Origin of the sequence: Caballeronia sp. NCF2 (assembly GCF_023631205.1) — a bacterium.
Classification (GTDB): domain Bacteria; phylum Pseudomonadota; class Gammaproteobacteria; order Burkholderiales; family Burkholderiaceae; genus Caballeronia; species Caballeronia zhejiangensis.
Genome location: NZ_JALQDN010000057.1, coordinates 58,033 through 71,037, shown reverse-complemented (window position 1 = coordinate 71,037; position 13,005 = coordinate 58,033). Strand labels below are relative to the sequence as shown.

Here is a 13,005-nt window from a genome sequence, read left to right as displayed (position 1 = left end):
AGCCCGCGCGGCCAAAAAAGAAAAAGAAAAAGTCAGGCCGATAATCGCCGCTCGACGCTCGGCGCATGTCCGAACTGCGCGCGATACGCCTTGCTGAAGTGACACGGCGAATGGAAGCCGCAGATGCTCGTCACGCGCGCGATCGACGCATCGGTGTTGCGCAACAGTTCGCGTGCGCGACGCAATCGCAACGTCAGGTAGTAATGCGTCGGCGATACGTTGAGGAACATCTTGAACATGCGCTGCAAATGCCGCTGCGACAGATGCACGAGCCGCGCGAGTTCTTCGAGCGACAACGGCTCTTCGATGTTCGCCTCCATCAGCCGCACCACTTCGACGAGTTCCGCACGCGAGAAGCCGACGCGCGCATCGACGGGAATGTGCTGATAATCCGTCGATCCGCGAATACGCTCGACGATGAACTGCTCCGACACCTGCGCCGCATGCGCCTGCCCGAGCCGCATGCCGACGAGATTGAGCATCAGGTCGAGCGGCGCGGTGCCGCCCGTGCACGTCAGGCGGTCGCGGTCGATCACGAAGAGCTCGTCGGCGAAGCGCACATGCGGAAAGCGCTTGTTGACCGGCGACATGTCTTCCCAGTGCAGCGTGCAGCGATAACCATCGAGCAGTTTCGCCGCGAGCAGCGCATACGGCCCGGTGCAGATTCCGCCGAGCGGAATGCCCGCTTCATGCGCGCGCTGCAGAAGACCGATCACCTTGTCGTCGACATAATCGGCGACATGCCAGCCCGCGCAGACGATCAGCACGTCGGGCATGCCGGCTTCGTCGAGCGTCATCGTCGGCTTGATGGTGATGCCGTTGCTCGCACGCGCGGGCTCGCCGTCCGGCGTGATGATCGACCAGCTGTAGTGCTGCGCGCGGCCGACGTAATTGGCCATGCGCAGCACCTCGACCGCGCTCGTGAACGCGATCATCGAGAAGTTCGGCAGCGTGAGAAAGCCGAAGCGCGAAAGACTGGACAACGGTGATTCGGTACCCGCCGGAACGATCGCGTCGCGCTTCATGGGTCGTGTGCCTTGTTAGCCTTGTTGCGCCGCCGGCTCGCGGCGCACTTTCATCACGCTCTTCAGACCGGCGAAGAGCGGGGCGCGTGCCATGCCGGGCGCTCGTCCGAAGCTCTCGGTGATGCGGTCGAGGATGATCGCCAGCAACACCACCGACAAGCCGCTCTCGAAACCAAGCCCGATATCCAGACGCTGAATCGATGCGAGCACGTCGTTGCCGAGACCGCCCGCGCCGACCATCGACGCGATGATGACCATCGACAGCGCCATCATGATCGTCTGGTTCACGCCGGTCATGATCGACGGCAGCGCGTTCGGAATCTGCACCTTGTAGAGCAGCTGGAACGGCGTGCAGCCGAATGCCTGGCCGGCTTCGACGATCTCGCGATTCACCTGCTTGATGCCGAGCGCGGTGAGGCGCACGGCCGGCGGCATCGCGAAGATGACGGTTGCGAGAATTCCCGGCACGCGGCCGAGACCGAACAGCATCGCGGCCGGAATCAGGTAGACGAAGGCGGGCATCGTCTGCATCAGATCGAGCACCGGGCGCACGCCCATTTCGACGTACTTGCTCTTCGACGTCCAGATGCCGAGCGGAATGCCGAGCAGCAAGCTGATGAACGTCGAGGACAGCGTGAGGCCGAGCGTGATGACCATCTGATCCCAGAAGTTCGTCGCGTAGATCAGCAACAGCGACGCGAGGACGAACACGGCGAATCGCCAGCCCACTCGCCACAAGCCGATGCCGACGAAGATCGCCATGAGCGCCCACATCGGAATGGCCTGCAGGCCGTGCTCGACGGCCGCAGCGAATGTTTCGATGACCTTGCCGATGGAGTCGAAGGTCTTAGCGTCGTGATCGAGGAGATAGTGGACGCCGTGGTCCACCCAACTGCCAAGCGGGATGATTTCAGACATGGGAACCTCGATGGTGCGTAAGGACCTTCAGGACATTGGTCTTGTTGATCGAACCGCAGTACGAACCGTCCGCTTCGACGACCGGCAGCGGGGCGGGACTTGCGACCACGCGATTCACGACCTCGTCGAGCGCGACGTGACGCTCGATGCATTCGATCGGATTGATGCGCGGCGCGGCGTTGCCGTTCGCATCACGTCCGACGAAACCGCGGATGCGGCGCTCGGCGTCGAGCACGAACGCGTAGTCGGCGCTGCCGTTGAGCGTCGCCGCGACACTCGATGCGTCGATTTGCGGCGAATGTTTGATGAGCGGCACGTCGTCGGTCTGCATCAGATCGCCGGCCGTGAGATAGCGGCTCGTGTCGATGCCTTCGAAGAACGCTTCCACGTAGTCGTCCGCGGGATTCGTGATGATTTCCTGCGGCGTGCCGATCTGCACCACGCGGCCGCCTTCCATGATCGCGATGCGCGTGCCGATGCGCATCGCCTCTTCGAGATCGTGCGACACGAACAGGATCGTGCGGCGCTGCTCGCGTTGCAGATCGAGCAGCACGTTCTGCATTTCCTTGCGCTTCAGCGGATCGAGCGCGGAGAACGCTTCGTCCATGATCATCAGCGAAGGATTCACGGCAAGCGCGCGGGCGAGACCCACGCGCTGCTGCATGCCGCCCGATAGTTGCGCAGGTAACTTTTGGGCGAACGGAGCCAGGCCGACCTGCTCCAGCACGGTCATGGCGCGCGCTTCGCGCTCCTTCTTGCCGACGCCCGCGACCTCGAGGCCGAATGCGGCGTTGGAAAGAACCGTGCGCTGCGGCATCAGCGCGAAGGACTGAAACACCATGCTCATGTCCTTGCGCCGCAGGGACGTGAGTTCGGAGCGCGGCACGGCGGCCACGTCGCGGCCATCGATCAGCACCTTGCCCGCCGTCGGCTCGACCAGCCGGTTGATGAGCCGGATCAGCGTGGATTTGCCCGAGCCGGAAAGGCCCATGAGCACGAAAATCTCACCTTCCTTGACGTCAAAGGAGACGTTATGGACGCCGACGATCTGTCCGGTGCGCTTGAAAACCTCTTCCTTCGTCGCACCACCGGCCAGCATGTCCAGCGCCTGTTTGGGACTGTTGCCGAAAACCTTGCACAGTCCTTCGACTACCACCTTGGGGGAATTCATCGAATATCTCCTGGCGTGTGCGGACGTGCGTCCGCGCTGTGCATACATAGTTGCCAGAAAAAAGTCACATCAGCCGACTATTTGCGACAACCACATGTGGAAATACGACACCGGAATAAGCGCGAAAGTGCCAGCGGTCGATCGAATCCTTGCTGGATAAGGGTTTGCGGGAAGCGCAGCGAACGATCTTGCGATTTTCGGCATGTCGCGCATGAACAAGTCGCGAAGCCTTTTTGCGATGCAGGCGGCTTGCGAACCGCGCGTCAGCAATACGAAAGAAAGAAAAGACTGGCGTCGCGCAGGAAGCGCGAAGAAGGATGCGTCCGGCACGAAGCCGAAGCGATGTGGAATTGCTAGAAAAACTACATAAAACGGAAAACTGGCGGGCGGGTCGTACGGCTCGTGCCGTCGTAAGTTGCTGGTGTTGTGTTTCCCGCGCCGCCGTCAGCTGCGCATTACAGGCGGAAGCCGAAAGCCGTGCCGCGCGCCTTGCGCTGACGCTCGGATTCACGGAAACGCGCTTGATACGAGTAGTCTTTGTCCATCGGCAGGTGGGCCGATTCGAACATCGAAGCAAATTTTTGCAGCAGGGCGAAGAGGTAGCTCATGACTGACTCCGGTTAGTTACAGAGGGTTTTCCCTTAGAGAGGATTATAGGGTTGTCCCTAACCGATTTCTAGTGCAATGCAACATTTCGTGGCAAGAAATTTGGTAGTTTTTCTACATTTTTACCGGTTTGCCGTCTTCTCGAAACGGGGACGGATCTGCCAGGCCTGTACGACGGCGTTCCGATCCGACGACGAGCGGCTGCGCGACACGCCGCCGCAGAACGGCGTGTCGCGCGAATCTGACAGCGCGAATCAGTGCGCCGAGGAAGTGGCGCGATGGTGCGCGTGACGCGTGTGCTTTTTCGGCGCGGGATCGGGCGTCGCGGCGCTGATCGGCCGAACCGGTGATGCGTCCGTCAGGTCGGGAGGACGGCGCACGCTGATATTGGCGGAATCGGTATCGAAGAGCGACGCGAGCGTCGCCTGCTGGTTGAGCATCAGTTGCTCGGTGCGGTCCTGCTGCAGCTTGCTATCGTGGTTCATGCGCAGCAGTACAGCGGTTTGCGCGATGCCCGTCGCCACCGTGACGAGCACCACGCAGACGATGATCGTCAGCATCGTCTTCATGCGGCGCGCGTGGGCGGCCGTCGAAGTCCGCTGCTCCGCGATCACCGCATAGAGCGCGTCGATGGTGTCCGCGAACGCCGTGGCGCGGGCGCGGTCGAGTTCGGGCGCGGCGGCATCGCGGATGCCGGGCTGCGCGAACGGCGCCGCTTCGTTGCGGTCGCCGCGAGCCCCGCGATCGCGGGCGATGAGCGCTGAAGCGAGCGCGCCGAGCGATGGCGCCGCATTCTCCGGCGCAACCGACGTGCTGATGCTCGCCGATCGCGTCGTCACCGCGGCCATCGCGCCGGTTCTCGCGGCTGGTTGGCTCGCGTCCGGCGGCGGCGCATCGATTTGAGGCAAATCGTCCCCGAAGAGGCCCTGCTCCGGCGCAACCGATGTCACGCCGCCACGCGCCGCCCGTTTCCCGACGACGGATTCCGGCGCGTTCCCGCCATTCGATTGCACGGCCGCGAGAAACACCTCCGGCAGTTCGAAACCTTCGAACGTGCCTTGGCGGATATCGGTGTTCATCGCCTGAAGTTGCGCGCGCTCGGCGTCTTCGGCGAACAGATCGAGCGTTTCGCCCGCACGCGCGCCTTCGCTCAGTTGTGCGAGACGCTGCGCGGAACGTGCGGCGCGAGCGAGTTTCTTTTCCGTGTCGGCGCTGGTCTGCGGCGCCCGCATCTCATGCTTTTGCGTTGCGCGCCGGCGGCGGGACGAGGCGTCGGCGTCTCTCTTTACTGCGGAATCTGACATAGGTTCGAAAGGCGGCTGCCCGAACCGGCGTGCAAGGCGCACCGGCGCATCGGCGATTATTTCGAGAGGCCGCATTGTCGCATGGCTGCGCGTGCAAACCCGCATCCCGAAGGCGATTTCAGGCGGCATCGTCCTCACGAAACTCGCGCACGACGTCGAGTTGACGCAAACGATCGCAAATCGCGCGATATTCCACCGCAGATGCACGCGACAGTTCGACTCGCACCTCGTCGAGATCGGGCGAATCATCGCTTTGCTGCACGACGAACTGCTTCACGCGCACGCTGCCGGGCCCGAGCGCCTCGTGCAGCGCATGAAAACTGAGCGCGCCGCGATCGACGAGCATCGTCAGTTGACGGCGCTGCTTCACGCTGATGAAGCGGCGTTCGAGCGGCTTGATCCCCGCCAGAATGATGAGGATGATCGCCGTCGCCGCGATCGACGCCGTATAGAGCCCGCCGCCGACCGCGAGGCCAATGGCCGCGACCGACCAGAGGCTCGCCGCGGTCGTCAGGCCGCGCACGATCTCGCCGCGCAGCAGAATCGAGCCCGCGCCGAGAAAGCCGATGCCCGACACGACCTGCGCCGCGACCCGCGACGGATCGAGCACGACGTGGTCGTACTTCAGCGCATCCTCGAAACCGTAAGCCGACACGATCATGATGAGCGCCGAGCCGACGCACACGAGCATGTGCGTGCGCAGTCCCGCCGCCCACGAAAGCCGCTCGCGCTCGAAGCCGATCACGCTGCCGAGCGCCGCGGCCATCATGAGCCGCGACACGAGTTCGATATTTCCTATCATGTTCTCGTCCTCCTCTCGGTGAGTCGCCCGCGAATGCGTCGCGCTGCGGGCCGGTTTTGCTATCCTTTCCCGTTGCGTAGGCGCCTCACGGCCGCGCATCCCCCGAAACAATAAGAGTCGTCCTATGCAGGATCAGCAACCAAACGCATCGCCGGCGATGCAATCGGCGAACCCGGAATCCGCCGCGCCATTGCGCGCGCATTACGCGAACATCGTGCTGCCCATCTGGCGCGGTCCGGGCTTCAACGCGGCGCTCGGCCTCGCCTATGAAGCCGTCGCGCCGGGGGATCACGCGCCGCTGGCGCCGAAGCGCTATCGGGCGATGGCCTGCGCGCGCCAGCTCTTCGTGTTCTCGGAAGCCGGCGATCTCGCGCACGCCGCGACGCTGTTCGAATCGCTACGTCACTATTTTCAGGACAAACGCAACGGCGGATGGTTCTACAGCGTGGACGCGAGCGGCGCGCCGCTGGAGCGTCAAAAGGATCTCTACACCCATGCGTTCGTCGTTTTCGCGTGCGCGCATTACGCGAAGAAAAGCGGTTCCGCCGATGCTTTCACGCTGCTCGATGAAACGTCGCGGCTCGTCGAGGCGCGCTTTTCGAGCGGCGGCGATCTGCTGAACGCGGTGCTTGCCGAGGATTTCGGCGCGACCATCGAGACGCCGCTGCAAAATCCGCTGATGCATCTCGCCGAAGCGTGGCTCGCGGCGCGCGAAGCGACCGGCGAGCCCGCCTACGACAAGCGTCTCGCGCAGCTCGCGAAATCCGTCGCGGATGCGTTCGTGCACGAGCCGAGCGGCTCGATCGCCGAATTGCCGATGGGCACGGCGGGCAACCGGCTGGAGCCGGGCCATCAGTTCGAGTGGTATTTTCTGGCGCTGGGCAGCGGTCACGCCGCATTCGAAGCGGCGGGGCTGAACGAACGGCTCGCGCGCGCGTTCGACTTCGCGCAGCGGCACGGCGTGGACGAGCAGACGGGCGGCGTTCATGCCGCCATCGACGAAACCGGGCGCGTGATCGACGGGACGCAGCGCATCTGGGCGCAGACGGAATATCTGCGCGCGCTGGCGACGCGCGGCGACGCCGTCGGTCCGCAAATCGAGCGGTTTCGCGCGCGCTTCCTGCACGAAACCGGCTGGGTGGAATGCCGCTCGGCGACGGGCGAGATCAGCCGCGCCGAGATGCCGTCGACGACGCCGTATCACCTCGCGACGTCGTACGCGGCCTTGCCTCTTTAAGCGAACTCAGACGAGCTGAAACACCGAAACCGCAGCCTTCAGTTGCCGCGTCTGCTCATGCAGCGACGACGCGGCAGCCGCAGCCTGCTCGACGAGCGCCGCGTTCTGCTGCGTCATCTCGTCCATCTGCGTGACCGCCTGATTCACTTGCTCGATGCCCACGCTCTGCTCGAGCGACGACGCACTGATCTCCGCCATCATCTGCGTGACGCGTGAAATCGACGCCGACACTTCGCGCATCGCCGTGCCCGCGCGCTCGACGAGCACCGAGCCGTCGCTCACTTGCGCGACCGACTCGCCGATCAGTTCCTTGATTTCCTTCGCCGATTGCGCCGAACGCTGCGCGAGACCGCGCACTTCGCCCGCGACGACCGCGAATCCACGGCCCTGCTCGCCCGCGCGCGCCGCTTCGACAGCCGCGTTCAACGCGAGGATGTTGGTCTGGAACGCGATGCCGTCGATGACCGAGATGATTTCCGCGATCTTGTCCGAGCTCGACGCAATGCCACGCATCTTCTCGACGACATCGTCGACCACGCTCGCGCCGCGCGACGTCGCGTTGAGCGCTTCGCCCGCGAGCGTGTTGGCCTCGCGCGCGTGCTCGGCGTTCTGGCGCACCGTCGCGGTCAGCTCTTCCATGCTCGATGCGGTTTCTTCGAGCGACGCCGCCTGATTCTCCGTGCGCGCGGACAAATCCGCGTTGCCACTCGCGATTTCATCGGCGCCGAGGTTGATCGAATCCGACGTTGCGCGCACCGTTTTCACCGTGTTCGCGACGCTTGCCTGCATCGTCGCGAGGCCCGCGAACAGACGGCCGATTTCGTTCGTGCCGCGATCTTCGATACGCTCGTCGAGACGGCCGTTCGCGATGCGCTCGAAATGGCGGCCCGCTTGTTCCAGCGGCTCGATCACGGCACGGCGCAGCGCGACGTGCACGAGCGCGATGCCCGCGACCAGCGTCACCAGAATCGCGATGCCGACCGCGCGGAACCACGCGTAGCGCGTGTCGATCGACGACAGATAGCCGCGGCCCGCTTCATCGCCGAAATCGACGAACTTCTGCTGTTCCGCGAGATAGCGATCCTGGAAGCCTTGCGTCGGCTGGTCGAGGAACGCCTGGAGATTGCCCGCGTCGAGATACTGCACGAGCTCGCTCAGCGCCTTCGAATACTCCGCGTATTTGGCCTGCAGCGCGCTCATGCGCGCCGTGTTTTCATCGCCGGTCTTCGGCGCGTTCAGGAACGCCGTGAACGACTTGTCCGCCGCCGCGATCTGCTCGCGCGCGTGCTGGACGATTTCCGTCGGCTCGCTTCCGCCGCGCACCATGCGCGTGCCCGCGCGCGACAGGTTGATGCGCGCATCCATCAGATGCTGGGTGGTCTTGTTGACCGCGTTGACCTGCTTGAGCGCGATGTTGGACAGACTGCCGACATCGTCATGCGTGCGCGACAGGGACCAGAAACCGAGCCCTTCGGTCACCAGTTGAAAGAGACAGAACACCACCAGAACTGCGAGCAAACCCGATGAAACCTTGATCTTTCCGAACATCACTAGCACCCACACTTTCCGAATTAAGGCCCGCCGATGCGGGGACACTGCGGGTTTACGGCAGTCGGGCGACAAAGCTTGAATCGTTTGCCGCAACGGCTTGTCTATGCGAATGCAGGGAACGCGCCGCTTCGGCGAATCGTCATCGGAGAGCGCGCGTGCCGCCCGAAACGCACCATTGCACAATTTTTGCGTGACTTCCTTGCAGTGCGCGCGATCGCTTCCTATTGTCTTTGCAGGACGGCACCGAACCCACCCAAGGAGTGTCCGAATGGCCGAAATTGTCGATATCGCGCGCGGTGCGCTGAATGCGCAACCGTTCAGCGCCTTGCTCGGAACAAAACTGATGCAGGTCGATTCAGCGAGTCTCACGCTGTGTCTGACGATCAGGGACGAGCTAAGGCAACAACACGGCTTCGTACACGGCGGGGTGGTGAGTTATCTCGTGGACAACGCCCTGACCTTCGCGGGCGCGCTGCGGCTCGGGCCGAAGGTCGTCACCGGCGAATACAAGATCAACTATCTGCGCCCGGCCGTCTCCGGAACGCTGATGGCGCGTGCTCGCGTCGTCCATGCCGGCATGACGCAGGCAACCTGCCAGTGCGACGTGTTCGTCACCGATGGCGGCGCCGAGCGGCTCGTCGCGGTCGCGCAGGGCACGATCACGCGCATCTCCGAAGGCGTTGCGGCGGAACCCGTCTATCACGCCTGAACTTTTCGAATCCCGTCGTCCGAAACGAAAAACCTCGCCGCGGCGAGGTTTTTTGTCGTTGCTGCGGGCCGATTACTGCGCCGCGACGGTCTTCTGCGTCTGCTCGCCGAGACCCTGAATGCCGAGCTTCATCGTCTGGCCGGCCTTCAGGAAGACCGGGTTCGGCTTCACGCCCATGCCGACGCCCGGCGGCGTGCCCGTCGAGATGACATCGCCCGGCTGCAGGCTCATCACCTTCGACAGATACGCGACCAGTTGCGCGACCGTGAAGACCATGGTCTTCGTGTTGCCGTTCTGATAGCGTTTGCCGTCGACTTCGAGCCACAGATCGAGCTTCTGCGGATCCGCGACTTCGTCCTTCGTGACGAGCCACGGACCGATCGGGCCGAACGTGTCGAAGCCCTTGCCCTTGTCCCATTGCGTGCCGTGTTCGAGCTGCCATTCGCGCTCGGAAACGTCGTTGATCACGCAATAGCCCGCGACGTAATCGAGCGCGTTGGCTTCATCGACATACTTCGCTTCCTTGCCGATGACCACGCCGAGCTCGACTTCCCAATCGGTCTTCACCGAGTTGCGCGGGATTTCGACGTCGTCGTTCGGGCCGCAGATCGCGCTCGTCCATTTGTTGAAGATGACCGGCTCGGTCGGCACCGGCAGATTCGATTCGGCGGCGTGATCCGCGTAGTTCAGGCCGATGCACACGAACTTGCCGACGCGCCCCACGCACGGTCCGATGCGCGGATTGCCGTCGACGACCGGCAGCGTCGCCGGATCGGTCGCGCGCAATTTGGCCAGGCCCGCTTCGGTCAGCGTCGCGCCGGCGATGTCATCGACGACCTTCGACAAGTCGCGAATCTGGCCTTCGGCGTCCAAGAGACCCGGTTTTTCCTGACCCTTGGGGCCGTAACGAAGCAGCTTCATCTGATGTGATCCTCCTGGTTCCAAATAACGTGAGCGGTCGGTCAGTTCGACCAGCCGCCGTCGATGATGTGAATCTGTCCCGTCGTGAACGACGATTCGTCCGAGCCGAGATAAAGCGCGAGCGCCGCGATTTCTTCGGCGCGGCCGACGCGTCCCATCGGCTGGCGCGCGACGAACGCGGCCTGCACCTGATCGACGCTCGCGCCCTGCGCCTTCGCCTGCTCCGCGATGCGGTCCTTGAGCGACGGCGATTCCACCGTGCCCGGACAGATCGCGTTGCAGCGAATGCCGCGCGTGACGAAATCGGCGGCGACGGATTTCGTGAGGCCGATCACCGCCGCCTTCGACGCGCCGTACACGAAGCGGTTCGGCACGCCCTTCACGCTCGACGCCGCCGACGACATGTTGATGATCGAGCCGCCGCCTTTTTCCAGCATCTTCGGCAGGAACGCGCGAATCGTCCGATACATCGCCTTCGCGTTCAGATCGAAGGCGAAGTCCCAGTCTTCCTCGCTCGCCTCCAGAATCGAGCCGGCGTGCACATAGCCCGCGCAGTTGAAGAGCACGTCGATCGCGCCGATCTCGCCGGCCAGCGCGTTGATCGCCTGCGGGTCGCGCACATCGAGCTTGCGCGCTTCGAAGGGCTTGCCTTCGAGCGATTCCGTGCGGATGTCGGTGGCGATCACGCGCGCGCCCTGTGCCGCGAACAGTTCGGCGGTCGCGAGCCCGATGCCTTGCCCCGCCGCCGTGATCAGCGCGGTCTTGCCTGCCAGTCTTTGTACCATCTACTGCTCCAGTCGGAAGTGTTTTTGAGACATGCCGGGTATATCAGCCGTTTCTTAGGCGATAGAAGGCGCGGGCGTTCGCGCCGAAAATCGCGTCCTGCTGCGCCTTTTCGAGATGTGACGTGAGATTGCGCGCCGTGTCGTGCCACGCCGCGTAGCTGCCATTCATGTCGAGCACGGGCCAGTCGCTACCCCACATCAGCCGTGCATATCCGAAATGTTCGAGCAGATGCGCGACGTAGGGTTTCAGCGTTTCGTCGGTCCAGTTCGGGTTCGCTTCGGTCGCGAGTCCGGACAATTTGCAATGCAGCTTTTGCGGCAGTTTCGCGAGTTGCGCGATGCCATCGGCCCACGGTTGCCAGCCCACGTCGATGCCGTCGCGGATCGGCGGCTTCGCGCCATGATCGACGACGATTCTTAGTTCTGGATATCGCTCGACGAACTTCACGAGCGACGGCACATGCCGCGCGAAGATCAGCGCGTCGAAGGCGAGATCGAGATCGATCAGACGCTCGATCGCGTCCTTGCGCGGCGCGTGCTCGATCCACGTATCGTCGGGCAAGTCCTGAAGCATCGGGCGCACGGCCTTGAACTTCGGCTCGCGCGCGAGTTCGTCGATGATCGCCGCGGCATCGGCCGAATCGAGCGGCACCCAGCCGACGACGCCCGCGATCGAATCGTCGCTGCGCGCGAGATCGAGCAGATAGCGCGTTTCGTCGACCGTCGGCGCGGCCTGCACGACAACCGTTTTCTGAACGCCGGCCGCCTTGCGCAGCGGCGCGAGATCGTCGGGACCGAACACGCGATACAGCGGCTTCATGTCGGGCGTGAGCCAGCCATAGTCGCCGCGCGCGGGATCCCAATAGTGTTGATGCGCGTCGATGTTCACATTCGATGTCATCGCGGCACCGGTGCATTCGCATGAAGCAGACCTTCCGCGCGCAACGCGTCCCACAGCGCGGACGGAACCGGCGTCGCGAACGATGCAGCATTCTCGCGCACTTCGTCCGGCGTGCGCGCGCCCATCAGAACCGTGGCCACAACTTTATGCGCATAAGGAAACTGGATGGCCGCCGTCGACAGCGCAACGCCATGCGCGCGACATACGCGTTCCAGCTTGCCGACGCGCTCGACGACGTCCTTCGGCGCATCGCCGTAATTGAACTTGAGATCGCCATGCGCGTTGGCATCGAGACCACGTGCGAGAATGCCCGAGTTGAACGCGCCACCCAGCAAAATACTCACGCCGCGCTTCTCGCATTCGGGCAATAAATCATCGAGCGTGTTTTGCTCGAGCAGTGTGTAGCGGCCGGCGAGCAGCGCACAGTCGATGTCGAATTCGGCCATCGCTTCCATCACTGCCGCGCCTTCGTTCACGCCGAGGCCGACCGCTTTCACGCCGCGCGATTGCTTCAATTCTTCGAGCGCGCGGAAGCCGCCTGCATCGGTCAGTTGCTTCCAGTAGTGCGCGTTCTTGTCGCCGTGCGTCACGCGGCCGATATCGTGGATCAGCACGATATCGATATCGGTCATGCCGAGCCGCATCTGACTGTCTTCGAATGAACGAAGGATGCCGTCGTAGGTGTAGTCGTAAATCGCCTGAAACGGCAGCGGCGCGGCCCAGCCTTCCCTGCCGTCGTCGGGCGTCGTGCGCGGCACGAAGCGGCGGCCGACTTTCGTCGACAGCACGAAATCGCCGCGCGGATAACGCCGCAATGCATCGCCGAGCCGATGCTCCGCTTTCGTGTGGCCGTAGTGCGGCGCCGTGTCGAAGAAGCGGATGCCCGTCTGCCACGCGGCATCGACGGTCGCGCGCGCCTCGTCTTCCGTCAGCTCGTGATACAGACCGCCGAGCGGCGCGGTGCCGAGCGACAACGCGGTGACTTCCAGCGACGTGCGGCCAATCCTGCGTCGACGTGAAACTGCCTCTTGCGCTTCTGCAGTCATCTGCAAACCCCGAATGATTTAGAGATGGC

At 63.6% G+C, this 13,005-nt stretch carries 13 protein-coding genes; 2 read left to right on the top strand and 11 right to left on the bottom strand.

The window, feature by feature from the left end; genetic code table 11:
• Positions 1-32: 32 nt before the first annotated feature.
• From NCS02_RS20570 to NCS02_RS20545, 6 genes are all read right to left on the bottom strand, one after another.
• Positions 33-1,025, bottom strand: coding sequence for a GlxA family transcriptional regulator (locus NCS02_RS20570; protein ID WP_008354182.1), 993 nt, complete (start codon positions 1,023-1,025; stop codon positions 33-35).
• 15 nt (positions 1,026-1,040) lie between these two features.
• On the bottom strand, positions 1,041-1,943 hold the full coding sequence (gene choW / locus NCS02_RS20565) for a choline ABC transporter permease subunit (protein ID WP_008354184.1): 903 nt from the start codon (positions 1,941-1,943) through the stop codon (positions 1,041-1,043).
• Positions 1,936-3,114, bottom strand: a complete 1,179-nt coding sequence (locus tag NCS02_RS20560) for a quaternary amine ABC transporter ATP-binding protein (RefSeq protein WP_008354185.1) — start codon at positions 3,112-3,114, stop codon at positions 1,936-1,938. The genes choW and NCS02_RS20560 overlap by 8 nt, the downstream gene beginning before the upstream one ends.
• A gap of 455 nt (positions 3,115-3,569) precedes the next feature.
• Positions 3,570-3,722, bottom strand: a complete 153-nt coding sequence (locus NCS02_RS20555; protein WP_008354186.1) for a hypothetical protein — start codon at positions 3,720-3,722, stop codon at positions 3,570-3,572.
• Between the two features lie 252 nt (positions 3,723-3,974).
• On the bottom strand, positions 3,975-4,952 hold the full coding sequence (locus NCS02_RS20550; protein ID WP_250503205.1) for a hypothetical protein: 978 nt from the start codon (positions 4,950-4,952) through the stop codon (positions 3,975-3,977).
• A 190-nt stretch (positions 4,953-5,142) separates the two neighbouring features.
• Positions 5,143-5,826, bottom strand: coding sequence for an MgtC/SapB family protein (locus NCS02_RS20545; protein WP_008354188.1), 684 nt, complete (start codon positions 5,824-5,826; stop codon positions 5,143-5,145).
• A gap of 124 nt (positions 5,827-5,950) precedes the next feature.
• Between NCS02_RS20545 and NCS02_RS20540 the strand changes: the two genes are divergently transcribed.
• On the top strand, positions 5,951-7,063 hold the full coding sequence (locus tag NCS02_RS20540) for an AGE family epimerase/isomerase (protein ID WP_250503204.1): 1,113 nt from the start codon (positions 5,951-5,953) through the stop codon (positions 7,061-7,063).
• 6 nt (positions 7,064-7,069) lie between these two features.
• On the opposite strand, the gene NCS02_RS20535 is transcribed toward NCS02_RS20540, so the two are convergent.
• Positions 7,070-8,611 (bottom strand): methyl-accepting chemotaxis protein, encoded by a 1,542-nt coding sequence (locus NCS02_RS20535; protein WP_008354190.1) that lies wholly within the window; start codon positions 8,609-8,611, stop codon positions 7,070-7,072.
• 271 nt (positions 8,612-8,882) lie between these two features.
• On the opposite strand from NCS02_RS20535, the gene NCS02_RS20530 reads away from it, so the two are divergent.
• Positions 8,883-9,323, top strand: coding sequence for a PaaI family thioesterase (locus NCS02_RS20530; protein WP_008354191.1), 441 nt, complete (start codon positions 8,883-8,885; stop codon positions 9,321-9,323).
• Positions 9,324-9,395: 72 nt separating this feature from the next.
• Here the strand turns inward: NCS02_RS20530 and NCS02_RS20525 are convergent, their stop codons facing one another.
• The 4 genes from NCS02_RS20525 to NCS02_RS20510 are packed head-to-tail and all read right to left on the bottom strand — an operon-like array spanning position 9,396 to position 12,976.
• Positions 9,396-10,244 (bottom strand): ureidoglycolate lyase, encoded by an 849-nt coding sequence (locus NCS02_RS20525; protein ID WP_175982371.1) that lies wholly within the window; start codon positions 10,242-10,244, stop codon positions 9,396-9,398.
• A 41-nt stretch (positions 10,245-10,285) separates the two neighbouring features.
• Positions 10,286-11,029: an SDR family oxidoreductase gene (locus NCS02_RS20520; protein WP_008354193.1), complete on the bottom strand. Its 744-nt coding sequence runs from the start codon at positions 11,027-11,029 to the stop codon at positions 10,286-10,288.
• A gap of 43 nt (positions 11,030-11,072) precedes the next feature.
• A complete protein-coding gene (locus NCS02_RS20515; protein ID WP_175982390.1) occupies positions 11,073-11,918 on the bottom strand; it encodes an amidohydrolase family protein in 846 nt (281 codons plus the stop codon).
• Between the two features lie 8 nt (positions 11,919-11,926).
• The gene (locus NCS02_RS20510; protein ID WP_250503203.1) at positions 11,927-12,976 is read right to left on the bottom strand and encodes an aldo/keto reductase; all 1,050 of its coding nucleotides are present in this window, start codon (positions 12,974-12,976) and stop codon (positions 11,927-11,929) included.
• Positions 12,977-13,005 lie beyond the last annotated feature (29 nt).